The 11692-nt window shown below is 61.0% G+C and carries 17 protein-coding genes; all 17 read right to left on the bottom strand.

Going from position 1 to position 11692, the window contains the following annotated elements:
* A complete protein-coding gene (locus FHW92_RS08145) occupies positions 1–774 on the bottom strand; it encodes a Rha family transcriptional regulator (RefSeq protein WP_168602733.1) in 774 nt (257 codons plus the stop codon).
* Complete coding sequence (locus tag FHW92_RS08150; RefSeq protein WP_168602734.1) at positions 771–1025, bottom strand: hypothetical protein; 255 nt, start codon at positions 1023–1025, stop codon at positions 771–773. The genes FHW92_RS08145 and FHW92_RS08150 overlap by 4 nt, the downstream gene beginning before the upstream one ends.
* 263 nt (positions 1026–1288) lie before the next feature.
* The gene (locus tag FHW92_RS08155; RefSeq protein ID WP_282599689.1) at positions 1289–1411 is read right to left on the bottom strand and encodes a phage tail assembly chaperone; all 123 of its coding nucleotides are present in this window, start codon (positions 1409–1411) and stop codon (positions 1289–1291) included.
* Between the two features lie 26 nt (positions 1412–1437).
* Positions 1438–1848: a GTA-gp10 family protein gene (locus FHW92_RS08160; RefSeq protein ID WP_168602736.1), complete on the bottom strand. Its 411-nt coding sequence runs from the start codon at positions 1846–1848 to the stop codon at positions 1438–1440.
* On the bottom strand, positions 1848–2291 hold the full coding sequence (locus tag FHW92_RS08165; RefSeq protein ID WP_168602737.1) for a phage tail tube protein: 444 nt from the start codon (positions 2289–2291) through the stop codon (positions 1848–1850). The genes FHW92_RS08160 and FHW92_RS08165 overlap by 1 nt, the downstream gene beginning before the upstream one ends.
* A gap of 10 nt (positions 2292–2301) precedes the next feature.
* The gene (locus FHW92_RS08170) at positions 2302–2742 is read right to left on the bottom strand and encodes a DUF3168 domain-containing protein (protein WP_168602738.1); all 441 of its coding nucleotides are present in this window, start codon (positions 2740–2742) and stop codon (positions 2302–2304) included.
* 2 nt (positions 2743–2744) lie between these two features.
* Positions 2745–3215 carry a hypothetical protein gene (locus FHW92_RS08175; protein WP_168602739.1) on the bottom strand — a complete coding sequence of 157 codons (471 nt, stop codon included), beginning with the start codon at positions 3213–3215 and terminating at the stop codon, positions 2745–2747.
* Positions 3212–3565 (bottom strand): phage head closure protein, encoded by a 354-nt coding sequence (locus FHW92_RS08180; protein WP_168602740.1) that lies wholly within the window; start codon positions 3563–3565, stop codon positions 3212–3214. The genes FHW92_RS08175 and FHW92_RS08180 overlap by 4 nt, the downstream gene beginning before the upstream one ends.
* Entirely contained in the window at positions 3565–4116 is a 552-nt protein-coding gene (locus FHW92_RS08185) for a hypothetical protein (RefSeq protein ID WP_168602741.1), read from the bottom strand. Before FHW92_RS08185 ends, FHW92_RS08180 begins: the two co-directional genes overlap by 1 nt.
* 70 nt (positions 4117–4186) lie before the next feature.
* Entirely contained in the window at positions 4187–4624 is a 438-nt protein-coding gene (locus tag FHW92_RS08190; RefSeq protein ID WP_168602742.1) for a hypothetical protein, read from the bottom strand.
* Positions 4625–4726: 102 nt separating this feature from the next.
* A complete protein-coding gene (locus FHW92_RS08195; RefSeq protein WP_168602743.1) occupies positions 4727–6001 on the bottom strand; it encodes a phage major capsid protein in 1275 nt (424 codons plus the stop codon).
* A gap of 10 nt (positions 6002–6011) precedes the next feature.
* On the bottom strand, positions 6012–6869 hold the full coding sequence (locus tag FHW92_RS08200) for a head maturation protease, ClpP-related (RefSeq protein WP_168602744.1): 858 nt from the start codon (positions 6867–6869) through the stop codon (positions 6012–6014).
* Positions 6856–8151: a phage portal protein gene (locus FHW92_RS08205; RefSeq protein WP_168602745.1), complete on the bottom strand. Its 1296-nt coding sequence runs from the start codon at positions 8149–8151 to the stop codon at positions 6856–6858. Before FHW92_RS08205 ends, FHW92_RS08200 begins: the two co-directional genes overlap by 14 nt.
* A 3-nt stretch (positions 8152–8154) precedes the next feature.
* The gene (locus tag FHW92_RS08210; RefSeq protein ID WP_168602746.1) at positions 8155–9921 is read right to left on the bottom strand and encodes a terminase large subunit; all 1767 of its coding nucleotides are present in this window, start codon (positions 9919–9921) and stop codon (positions 8155–8157) included.
* A gap of 3 nt (positions 9922–9924) precedes the next feature.
* Positions 9925–10407 carry a hypothetical protein gene (locus FHW92_RS08215; protein ID WP_168602747.1) on the bottom strand — a complete coding sequence of 161 codons (483 nt, stop codon included), beginning with the start codon at positions 10405–10407 and terminating at the stop codon, positions 9925–9927.
* Between the two features lie 105 nt (positions 10408–10512).
* Entirely contained in the window at positions 10513–10830 is a 318-nt protein-coding gene (locus FHW92_RS08220) for an HNH endonuclease signature motif containing protein (protein WP_168602748.1), read from the bottom strand.
* 176 nt (positions 10831–11006) lie between these two features.
* On the bottom strand, positions 11007–11471 hold the full coding sequence (locus tag FHW92_RS08225; RefSeq protein WP_168602749.1) for a hypothetical protein: 465 nt from the start codon (positions 11469–11471) through the stop codon (positions 11007–11009).
* Positions 11472–11692 lie beyond the last annotated feature (221 nt).

Raw genomic sequence — 11692 nt, forward strand, 5'->3', positions numbered from 1 at the left:
TTATTGGACAAGCATCCAACCAGACAAATATGAACCATTTGACCGATAGGTATGCAGCCCCAAACTTTTTACGGCTTTACCAAAGGTGACGATACTGATTGGCGCGCCGCCGCCACGGGTTGTTCTATGCCAATCGTCATAATCGGCATAGAACAACCCAAGGCGGGCGCGGTAGCCTTCTGCCACCACCAACCGTTCGCGCGCCCAATCTGCAATTCCGGCATCTTCGGCCATTTGCGAAAGCAACCGGCGAGGCGCCTTGAAACTCTTAAACAGCGTCTCCGGCACAAACACATCGGGAAATTCCATCGCGCGCCATGCTCGCCGCCCGGCTTCCTTGCCGCCAAGCAATCGTGCTTCTGAAACGAAGCGCAGCCGATCTCGGAAATCGGCGGGCAGGGCGGCCATGGTCTCTTCAGTTTCAACATCGTCATCATTGCTGACTTCCAGCGCGCGCTGGAGTTGCTGCTCCATCCGGTCGAACGCATCAATCCAGCGAGACTGAATTTCCAAAGCCTTCTTCCCGGTGAAGCGCATCACCAGCAGCATAAAACCCTTGCGGTCCATATCGAAGCGGCAATACGCTACCTTGGCGCCTTGGCCCTGCTGGACCTGAAAAGACTGCTCTCCAAAATTGGAGGACAGTTCTGGCTTGGCCTTCAATAGCTCGCGAATGGTCCGCAGGACGTGCGCATGCTGCTTACCAAAATCCGCCGCCACGTCGCGGCTATCGGCCACAACGCGGTCGGCCTCGATCCGCACCAGCGCGTTCATGCGGCCACCCCGTGCACGGGCTGGATAGCCAGCAGGCCGCGCGTGTCTTCGAGCATCATCCAGATGCCGCGCAGGCCATCGGCCATATAGGGCGCCAGATCAGGGTTGAGCGAGAGGCCATAAGCCATTGATCCAAGGCATTCGAGACGATTGATGGCCTCATCAATCCGGTGATGCAGATCGCCGGACATTTCGGCCAAGATTCCGGTTGGCTCTTCGCTTGCGCGCAGGCTAATGACTTGTGCAGCCATGACGTTGCTCTCCTAAAGCACGTTGAGGTTAGGGCCGGAGTAAGGTTGCACCCTTGCTTCGGCCCGCAATTTATGCCATCCAAAAATGGCTATGTCAATTTCGGACGTCAAAAAATCGCGGGGCCGTCCTGCTACAGGTCGAGGGGAGCCTATTACGCTTCGCCTTCAACCCGATGACCTTGCGGCCCTCGACGCCTACATCGCCGCTCAGCCCGAACCCCTGACCCGCCCCGAAGCGATCCGCCGCATCCTGCGCGATACCTTCAAACCTGATTGATCCGCTCATTCGCCTTCTGGCGGGCCTCGATCATGGCCCAGATCTCGTGGGGCGTGGATTGCCAGAACTGTTCCGCGCTCCACCCAAAGGCGTCCATCATCACGCCCATCAACCGGCGGTAACGGTCGCGGCCCTCTAGGGGTTCTCCGTCACCGCGCGCAGCTCCCCCGATGGGGTATAGCCCCCGCTAACCACATTGGTCATCACCGCCGACAGGATGCCGATCACCTTGATCTGCCCTTCGGCATAGATCAGCCTTTCCAGCGCCTCGTCATTGGTATTGGCGGTCAGCTTGTCATCGGGCTCCGCGCCGGCGCGGATAAAGGCCCCGGCGATCACCGCCAGATCGCGATAGCCCAACGCGACGGCCCCGGCGCGCTGGCACAGGGCCAACATACTGCTGTCCAGCGCCTCCTCGATGGCCAGCGCGGCTTCGCAGGTGGGGCGGAGCCGATATTCGACCCCGCCCAGCGTGAGAAGCACTTCGCCGCGCACCGGATTGGCCTTGGCGCGCGGCCGTGCGCGGGCGGGCTTGGCCGCCCGCATCAGCTGCCCGTCCCGGTGGGCACGATGTCAATCGTGGGCGCGGCGGCAAGGGTGAGATCTGCGCTCCAGGTCGCGCCGGTCTTCTGATCATATTCGTCGCTGAAATTGCCGACGCCCATGACGGCCTGAAACACCACTTCATTGGTGATGGTGTTGACGATCTGGACCTCGACCTCGGGCAGGGCCAGTTTCTGGACCTCGTACAGGCGGGTATAACCGGGATCGGGTATTTTCGTGATGCCGTTAACCGCCAGAGCAATGGTCTTTTGGCCATAGGTGCCGGTCTTATAGGCGCCGTCGTCCTTCGAGCTGGTGTCGATGGAATCGCTGCTGGACTTGCGCGAAACCTTCTGCTCGCCCGCGATGGTGACAAAGGCTGGCGTGCCGCCGCCATCGCTGATCTTCAGGCGAAAGTCTTTACCAAGTTGGTGGGTAGCAGTCATGGTGCCCTCCTCAGGCAGGTTGAGCGGTGAAAGTGAAGGTGGAAAGGCCAGTGTAGGTCACGCCATCGGCAATCGCCTCGCTGGCGATTTCGCGTTCGATCTGGGGTCGGGTAAAGGTCGCGCCATCGGCGGCGATGGGCTGGTAATTCAGGCGACGGCGGACCTGCCACATCATCCAGAGCAATTCGCGGCGGCGGTTACCACGCCAGACGGTGATGACCTCAGCCCGAATGGTGCTGGCCTGTTCATCGCGGCTTGCGAAATCCTCGGCCTCGATGGTGCCGATCAGGATGTAGGGCGGCTGGGTGTTTTCCGGCAGGTGCTGATAGACCCCCAGCCCGGCGAGTATGTCCGACAGATCATCAGGGCGATCCGCAGCACCGGCCAGTGGGACAAGCGCGGCAAAGAGCGCATCCTGCGCCGGGGTGATCAGGTCAACATCATCGGCCAAGGTCAGGCTCCGGTATCGTTAAGGACTTCGGACCAGAAGCGGTCCTGTACGGCGATCAGGAGTTGATCGAAGCGGCTTTCCTGATGGACGAAATGGCGGCCTGCGCGGGCCTTCCACCGCATCACATAGGTGGTGCGCGGAAAGACCTTGGTGCGGCCCTTGCGCCTGTTAAGGCGCGTGACGGTCTTTTCGCCCGCCTTGACCCCACCCTCCTGCATGATCGCATAGAAGCGCGGATCGCGGCCGGATTTCAGATCAGGGTAGCCGACGCGGACGCGAAGCCCGCTGATGGCCTGCGCCACGGTCAAGGCGTCGCGCAGGCGGCCTGTCCTGACCGGGGCGGCGGCCATCTGGACCGCCAGTGCCTGTTCGCCCAGATCGCCCAGTTCCTCCGCCAGCCTTTTGCGCGCGGCGGGCTCAACCGAAGCCAGAAACGCCAGCGTGGCAGAGAGGTTTTCGACCGGTTGTGTCATTCGCCCGGCACTACACTGGCCGAGCTGGTCATAAGCACCAGCCAGCGACGGCGATAATCCGGATCGGTGGGCGGGGCGGTGATCGTCACTTCTGAACCATCGGGCAGGACGACCTGATCCTCTTCGGAAATGCCTTCCTGCCAGCGGATGGTGATACGCATGGTCCGGATGCCTTGCAGCGCATGGGCGATCACGGCTTCGCGCCCGCCCAGATCCTCGATCCGGGCAAAGGGCCGGGCATAGATGACCGGCTCCATGGTCTGGCCGCCCTTGCCATCATCCACCCGCTGCATCCGGCGCAACTGGATCTGATCGCGCAGGCTGCCGCTGTCTCTGCCATAGTTGGCCATCAGATCACCAGATCACGATAGGGGGAGAGTTTGGCCCTGATCCCGGTCGGGATCTCGCCATCCAGCGGATTGTCGAACATATGCGCGGCCAGCATGATCATCGCCTGTTTCATGTCTGCCGCCGCATTGTCATCCAGCAGCTTGGTGCGAAACTCGACGGTGACCACCGAGAGCCGGTTCTGATAGGATGGCCAGGCCGCATTGGGCGCCAGCAGGATGCGCTGGGGCGAACAGGTCAGGTCGAGGACATAGACGCTGGTCAGCACATCGCGCGAAACGCCGTTGTCATCCAGATAGGTGAAGCTGTCGATGGCCGTCACCGGCCCGCGCGGCAAGGTGATCACGCTGCAGAACCCGTCCAGCGTCAGCCGCCAGACCTGTTCGGAAAATGTCTTGCCGGTGTATTGCTCGATCGAGCGCACCGCGCCGGGAATGATCTGGTCGATCAGCTCATCAAAGGCGGTATTGTCCGCGCTGATCCGCGCCCACACCTTCACCTCGGCGCGCGTGATCGGCGCATCGGTTGCCGGGGTGATCAGTGTCAGACCCAAGATCGCCTCCTGAAATTCATGTTTGGAAAGGCGGCGGGCCAGCGCAGGCCGACCCGCCGGTTATCCGGCATCAGGCCTGATTGGCCACAGGCGCGATCATCGGACAGCCGAGAATGGCACAGGCCGCAATGGCCGTGCCGGTGCCATGCGTGCCGCTGAAATCCGCCACCAGCCTGAGGTAGCGCTTGCCGCCCTTATAGCCGAAGCGATAGACATTCGCCGCCGCATGGGCCGCGACCAACGCCTTGATAATGCCGTTGGTAATGCCAGAAACGCCCAGCATGTCGGTATCGGTGACAGCGGTATAGGTGTTGTCATCATCCGAATGGGTCAGAACGAATTCGATCTTGTTCGTGCCAGAAAAGGTGATGCCGCCTACGCCGATATTGAGCGCGATTTCCAGCGACTCATGGCCCAGCCGGTCAATCGTGACGGCGGTGCTGTCCGCCGAATAGGTCGATGCCGCGATGGCCAGGGCCAGCGCGATATTGGAATGCAGATCATCCATGGTGAAATCCTTGAATGGCAGTGAAGGGAGGCCTGGCCGATGGAGCAAAACCATCGGCCCGGCAGGCGCGCGGAAAGCCCAACGCGCGCCCGAAGCGATGGTTTAGGTCGAGCACTTGAGGAGCTTGATCGCCTCAAAATTGGTGACCCCGCCGCCCACACGCTTGGTGGTGTAAAACAGCACGTTCGGCTTGTTGGTAAAGGGATCGCGCAAGATGCGGGTGCCCATCCGATCCACGATCGTATAGGCGCGGGCAAAATTGCCGAATGCCACCGGGAAAGCATTGGCGCCCAAGGCGGGCATATTGTCATCGGTATAGACCGGCTTGCCCAGGATCGTGCCGGGCATGTCCGAGGTGGGCGGCGCCCAGATGTAGTTGCCCTGGCCATCCTTGAACTTGCGGATCGTGCCCAACACGGCATCGCTGGTGATAAAGCTGGCGCCGTTGCGATAGCCCGCCTTGAGCGAATAATAGAGATCCATCAGCGCATCGGTCGGGCTGGTAGCAGCAAAAGCCGCTGCCGCGCCCGTGACCTTGAAGCCGATCTTGCCCCAGGCATAGGAGGCATTGTCGATGGCCGTGTAAGACAGGAAACCACGCGGCTTATTGATACCGTTGCCCGAAATGAAAGCGGCGCCTTCCGCCTCGGCAAATGTGATCGAGACTTCATCCGCCACCCACTGCGCAACATCAAGATAGCCATCATCCAGAACCCGCTGGGTCGCCGCCGGGCTGGCATAGATTTCTCCGGTAGGCAGCTCAATCTTGCTGAGCGTCGGCGTACCGGTTTTTGGCCGTGCTTCCTCTTCGCCAACCCAACCCGCACCGGCACCGCCTTGCGAAACCAGTGCGGAATATTCGCCCGACGCCGTAGTGATGACGCGGGACAAGCCGCGCATGGCCGAAACCACGCTGAGAACGCGGGTGATGGTGCGGTCCATTTCCTCGGGAACCAGCCAACCGCCATCCGGATCGCTTTGCGTGGTGAGGCCTGCGCGCACCTGAAGATCGCCCAGCGCGGCCTCGGCCGACTGATCGCCACGACGGAACCAACGATTGAAGGTTTCGGCATGCTGGCGCGCTTCGGCGGAAAGGGCATTGCGGCCATTGCCGCCAAGCGCGGCGGCGGCTGCAATCGCTTCCTGCTGCGCATTGAGCGTATTGGTCAGTTCGGTGATGGAAGCATTGATGCGGTTCACTTCCTCGGTACGGACGATATCGGACTGACCGGCGCGTACGGCGGCCAGTTCTTCGTCATACTTCGCACGCATTTCGGTGACGGCGCGGTTGATGGCGTCGAGCGTGGCAGCAGGTGTCGGGGTTTCCGCACGCACGCGGGCGGCTCCGCGAAAGCGGATCGGGGTCAAAGCATTCATGGTAAACCTCTCAGGCTTGGAGTGTGAAAAGCAGCTGCTGCGCGGCGGCATGGGCTGCTGCATCAAATTCGCCTGCATCGCGCGCGGCGGGCGGGGTTTGCATCGCGCTGGACCCCATCATAGCGCTGATCATCTGATGACGTTCGGCGCGAGAGATACCGGCCTGCGCAAGCGCACCCTCGGTGCGGCGGCGGGCCAGAATGGCGGCATGATCGCGCGCATCGGCCTTGGCAGCCGGGGCGGGATCGGAAATGGTTGCGTCGGCAAATCCCTTGGCGATCGCATCGGATGAATTGAGCCAGGTTTCGGCATCCAGCAGCGCCTTCACATCGGCCAGCTTCATGCCGGTGCGCGCGTGATAGATATCGGCCAGCGCCCCGTCAAAGCCGTCAAACGTGTCGGCCGCCGCGCGCATGTCGTTCTTGTTGCCCACAATCACGCCCCAGGCATTGTGAATCATCAGGAACGAACCGACGCCCATGTTGATCGTGTCGCCCGCCATGGCGATGATGCTGGCTGCGCTGGCGGCAAGGCCCATCACATTGACGGTGACAGCGGCGGGATGCGCGGCCAGCAGGTTGTAGATCGCGATGCCCTCGAACATATCGCCGCCGGGCGAATTGACATTCACAGTGACGGGATTGGTGCCAATGTTGCGCAATGCGCCTGCAATGCGTTTGGCCGTGGTGCCTTCGCCGGTCCACCAATCGACCCCGATCTGGTCATAGATCGTGATCGTGTTGGCGTCCTCGCTGGCGGCGGCCTGCGGCACATCGGCCCAGCGGGTCAGAACATCACTGGGCGCGTCCCACTGAAAATTCTGGGGCCGTGTCGGCATGGCCGCCTGGGGCAGATTACGGAGCGACATTGCTGTTGTCCTTTGCATTGCCCGCCGTATTGGGCGGATCATAATAGATATCGCCGCCGGGGCGGGGGTTTTCGTCTTCAAACTCCAGCACCCGGTTGGGGCTGAACACACCCCACTGCATGGCCTTGACGTAGCCTTCCCAGCGGGTTTTGAAGTCGGCCCGGACCAGCGCGTTGCGGTTGAACCGGGCGTAAAGATCTATGAACTGATCCCAGCGCAGCAATTGCAGGCCGATGGCCTCTTCCCAGGCAATAAAGCTGTCTTCGAGGCTGAACGTCAGGAAGTTCTGGGTCTGGCCGTCAATACTGCTGCCCAGCTGGGTATTGCCCGCCGTGATGCCGATCATATGCGGCTGAACCCCAAAGAACATGCAGATATCGACACGGCCGAATTCACGGCCATCCAGCCATTGCAGATCCTCTGAAGTCAAAGCCATCTTTTCATATTCGAGGCCGTCTTCAAGGATGATGACTTTGCCGTCGCGCGCGCCACCCGCCCGATATTCGTCCAGCTGCTCGCGCAGATAATCCTTTTGCTCTGACCCTAGAGTTTGCCCCTTGGGCAGCTTAAATGCGCCTGAGACATTGGCCCCGTTGCGAAATACCGTGCCCCCGTGTTGCTCCATTGCCAGCGCAACACCGATGGTTTCGCGGGCATAGTGCAGGACAGAAAGTCCGTTGATCCCATCGAGCGAAAGGCCGGTGAGATAGAACATGTCTTCCTGCGGATAGACGGTCTGCACCCCATCCTTACGGGTATAGGTGAAGGCCAGTTCGCCGCTGTCCAACTGGCTGCGCCGGACGCGATCGGGATGCAGTGGGATCAGCGCAATGACTTTGCCGCCCACACCGCGCACCTTCAGGGCATGGGCATTGCCGCGTAGCAGGACATGGCCCTCCATCATCCGCTTGAACTGCTGCGGCGTCTGCCACTTGTTCGGCCTGCGGCTGAGCAGCTTCCAAGCTTCCTGATCCGGGGCATCAACCCGCGTCCGTTCATCGACCTTGCGCTTGATGCCCAGCGGCGTGTTGGCCACGGCCCCGGTACGGATGCGCAGACAGGCAAACACGGTAGCCACTTTCAGCGCTGTGGTTTCCGTGACCGGTACGCCCGATCCCGACATGTTGGCGTTGCGCAGCGCGTCTTCCAACTGTTCGGGCGTGGTGATGTTGATCATGCTGCCCGAGACGGATGCGCGCGGGCCATTGAAATAATCCGGCTCCTGCGCAACCGCGCCTGCGCCGCCCGATGCCGAGCCGAAAAGGCGGTTCAACCAGCCCATGGGTCAGATCACCAACAGGCCGCGTGTGGCGTAGACCGATTCCTGCCCGCCCTCAGCCACCGGGCCATCTTCCATGACCTTGGCAGCATTCAGCAGGGCGACAAACGGGTCGATTTTGCCCGCGCCGCTCTCTTCCTTGCTCACGTACACCGCCGAACCCCTAAGTTTGACCAGCGCATTGGACACGCACCAGGCCATCATGTTACTGCCGTCATGGAGAAATCGCCGGTCGCCCAGCATGAATTCCAGAGTAAGAATGGCGCTGGACAGGCCAACGCCCTGTCGGATGGCCCGAATATGGCCCATCCGCTGCAATGCTTCGTCGCCCGGATCGAAACCGGCCGCCACCAGCGCGTCGGTCAACGGCCCCATCTGCCACGCATCGGCAGCGAGGCCGCCCTGCGCGGGCATCAGGCCCGACGCCTTGATCAGCGCCGCCTTGCTCGCCACATCCTTGACCAGATCGCCGCCGCTGTCGCTGATGGTCAGATCGCCATCGGCCTGAAATCCCAACAGGGTGGGCGCCGTCTTCTTGCGCCGCTCCAACGCGATCTTTTGGGCCCAGGCATGGCCGATACCCAGCCAGTTTCCCGTCTCGCGCTCGCGCCCGACAGCCGCGAAACCGAAAAGGTCATCCCGGCCGCCGCCATCGACCCCGCCAATGATGACCTCACACCGCCGGATCAGGGCCTGAATACGGCCTGCAAAATCCAGTTGCGCCAGCTCTTCATCAATTGCAGTCAGCCAATCATCGGCACCAGACCAGCGATCCCGACGCAGGCGCAGGCCAATCTCGACATTGAGATATTTCGCCAACACGATCTGGATCGTGGTGTCGCCATCGGTGCCTTCGCCGCGCTCTGCCTGCGCAATCTTGCGCTGGATAAAGGCAACCGTAGGCGATTTGCCGATATTCGGGTTGGTGACGTAGAAGTTTTCCGGATCGAGATAGGCTTGTGCCTCGATCAGTTCCTCCGGCCACTCGTACAGCATCGGCAGGGTCGAGGGATCCTCGATCTTGCCGTCGCGAACATCGCGGAAATAAGCCAGCTTTGACTTGAACACACCGGCAGGCGGTTCGTCGCTATGCGTGGTCAGATACAGCGTCCAGCCTTCGGGCCGGGCCGCCTGACCGCCGGTAGCTTCTTCCAGCATGGCCTCTGCGCCGGACTTCTTGCCAAACAGCCACAATTCATCGACCAGGACAAACCCGGCCTTTTTACCACCGACCACACCCGAGTCGGCGGCCACGATTTTGAGTTCCGCCTTGGTTTCGCGGTGGATGATCGTCCGCACGTTGTCTTTGACGTGCAGCATTGTTTCCAGATCGGGATCGGCCCGGACCATCTTGGCGGCAGGGCCAAAACTGTTGTTGGCGATCTCGATGGTGGGCGCCAGCACCAGCAGCTCCGCCCCGTGGCGCCAATTCAGGATCAGGGCAGTGAGCATGATGCCCGCCGCAATCGTCGATTTGCCGTTCTTCTTGCTGATCAGGAGCATCGCTTCCTTGATCGTGCTTTCGCCCGTCAACGGGTTCTGCGATCCGAACAGCGCGGCCACGAGATCGAAAACGAAGGGCTCGCAGACCTCGCCCATGGTTGGATATTTTCCGTTCCGCTTCATGGGCAGATCGGTCATTTGCAGCGACTTGAACACGCCCAGCGCCTCGGCCGCCTGATCCGGAAAGATCGGCGGGCAGGACACCAGGCTCTGGCGCGCAACTATCCGATCCGCCCAATCAGGGCAGGCAGTCGTCCAACGTTGGGCCATGGATTATTGGATCAAACCGGGCGGCGGCGGGCGCGTACCGAATACGCCGGTCATGTTGCGCGCGGCCTGATTGGCGCTTTCCTTTTTGCCGAGGGCAGGGACCTTTGGTTCATCCGCTGCGCGAGACTTCACCCGCTGGGCAGTGGTTACGACTCGCTCCGCCTGGATCATACCAGCCAAAGCCTTCTCCGCAGGAACGCTCCCGTTTTCGGCTTGAGCATTCAGACGCTCAAGCTGCCGGGCCTTCATCATTAGGGGTGCAAACTTGCTCCGGCTGATTTCGTTAAAATAATGCTTGTAAAACGTGGGTTTAGTAATCCCAAGCACTTGAGCAATTTCAACAGGCGTATGACCGCAAGCAAATAAGAGATTGACTTTATTGGAGTTTTCTTTCGTCCAGACGTGGGGCGGGCGACCGCGCCCCTTTTCGCGGGGCACTGGCAGACCAAACAGGTCTGTTTCAGCGTCCGAATTTCCATCGCCCACGAAAAAAATCTCCGAATGGGGGGAGGGGCGGTGATAGACCCCCTATCCTGCCCGAGTTTTACCCACCCCCCCCTATCTGTTGCATTGATGTCACACATCGAGCCTTCACCCGACCAAACCCGCCCGCGTCCGCTTGGCCGCCTCGGTCTTCAGCCCATGATGCACCCGACACAACCATTGCGTGTTCTTCGGTTCGAACTTCGGCCCACCATCCCGGATCTCGATGATGTGATCGAGGATCAGCCGATGCTTCGAACCGCACACCACGCAATGGTAATCCGCATCCTTGCGCCGCGCCTCGCGCAACGCCCGCCACTCCGGCGACTGATAGATCTGCTCTGCCACCTTGGGCTTGCTGACCAGCCGAGGCTTTGCCGCGACCAGTCGCCCCGGCGCAGACACCAGCCTGCGCTTGCCTGCCATATGCCACCAACCTGAGAGGAGAGAGGATCGAGGCCGCCAGTGTCGATCACGCGAAGCCCCGATGATGACCTACGTTACCCCCAATCAGGGGTTGAAACGAACACCCTTTATTTAGGGGGTTGAGGGTTGAAGACTCTTGACACGTCAACCCCTACTAAATCTGCCGATTCCCTGACTCACCAAGCCGCAAGAGCCACTAATCCACCCGCCCGCGCCAGCTTCTGCAATGAGCGCTCATAGCGCACCCGCAAGCCGTCTGTAGTGCCCAGCTTGGCATTGCCGGGCAGCTTGCGCCATGAGCCCAGCACAGAGGGCCAGAACCCATCGTCGCCCATCTTGCGGCTCTTGTGGGCCAGCACAATGCCCAGCAGCCGCCGCTGCTCATCGGTCAGCATCATCACCAGTGCGCCCGGCTGGATGAACACACGGTCCATCAGCTCGACCTCACGGCGGCTCAGCGGACGGCGCGGGGCCTCATCGCTCTTATAGTCGGTCACCGCATCCCGCACGATCTGGGGCCACCAGCACCGCTCTCCCGCGCGCAGCCAGCCCTTTTCCCGATCAGGCACCCGCATCAGCGCATCCCACGCTTCGATCAGCGTATTCTCAGCCGCTTCAAGCTCAATATCTTTCCTAGCCACCTTCATTACTCCCCAGTTATCAACAGTCATGAATGAAAGGGTGACGGACAGACGGACAGTAGGACGGTTGAAAGTCCGCGCACAGGCGGGCGGGTGCGCGCATCAAAGGGTGACCATTCCCAAACTATCCGTCACCATCCGTCATGTGAATTTGAAGGCCTCTTTTCAGTGGTTTGGCAAAACTCTGCCGCCTTAAACTATCCGTCAAACTGTCCGTCACA

It is taken from the genome of Novosphingobium sp. SG707 (assembly GCF_012275515.1).
Taxonomy (GTDB): Bacteria; Pseudomonadota; Alphaproteobacteria; order Sphingomonadales; family Sphingomonadaceae; genus Novosphingobium.

Excerpts from the sequence above, each read along its gene's own strand:
- FHW92_RS08155 (WP_282599689.1), bottom strand. The coding sequence starts at position 1,411 with ATGGGCGTGATGATGGACGCCTTTGGGTGGAGCGCGGAACAGTTCTGG.
- FHW92_RS08145 (WP_168602733.1), bottom strand. The coding sequence starts at position 774 with ATGAACGCGCTGGTGCGGATCGAGGCCGACCGCGTTGTGGCCGATAGC.
- FHW92_RS08205 (WP_168602745.1), bottom strand. The coding sequence starts at position 8,151 with ATGGGCTGGTTGAACCGCCTTTTCGGCTCGGCATCGGGCGGCGCAGGC.
- FHW92_RS08150 (WP_168602734.1), bottom strand. The coding sequence starts at position 1,025 with ATGGCTGCACAAGTCATTAGCCTGCGCGCAAGCGAAGAGCCAACCGGA.
- FHW92_RS08160 (WP_168602736.1), bottom strand. The coding sequence starts at position 1,848 with ATGCGGGCGGCCAAGCCCGCCCGCGCACGGCCGCGCGCCAAGGCCAAT.
- FHW92_RS08165 (WP_168602737.1), bottom strand. The coding sequence starts at position 2,291 with ATGACTGCTACCCACCAACTTGGTAAAGACTTTCGCCTGAAGATCAGC.
- FHW92_RS08220 (WP_168602748.1), bottom strand. The coding sequence starts at position 10,830 with ATGGCAGGCAAGCGCAGGCTGGTGTCTGCGCCGGGGCGACTGGTCGCG.
- FHW92_RS08190 (WP_168602742.1), bottom strand. The coding sequence starts at position 4,624 with ATGGATGATCTGCATTCCAATATCGCGCTGGCCCTGGCCATCGCGGCA.
- FHW92_RS08180 (WP_168602740.1), bottom strand. The coding sequence starts at position 3,565 with ATGGCCAACTATGGCAGAGACAGCGGCAGCCTGCGCGATCAGATCCAG.
- FHW92_RS08195 (WP_168602743.1), bottom strand. The coding sequence starts at position 6,001 with ATGAATGCTTTGACCCCGATCCGCTTTCGCGGAGCCGCCCGCGTGCGT.
- FHW92_RS08175 (WP_168602739.1), bottom strand. The coding sequence starts at position 3,215 with ATGACACAACCGGTCGAAAACCTCTCTGCCACGCTGGCGTTTCTGGCT.
- FHW92_RS08210 (WP_168602746.1), bottom strand. The coding sequence starts at position 9,921 with ATGGCCCAACGTTGGACGACTGCCTGCCCTGATTGGGCGGATCGGATA.
- FHW92_RS08200 (WP_168602744.1), bottom strand. The coding sequence starts at position 6,869 with ATGTCGCTCCGTAATCTGCCCCAGGCGGCCATGCCGACACGGCCCCAG.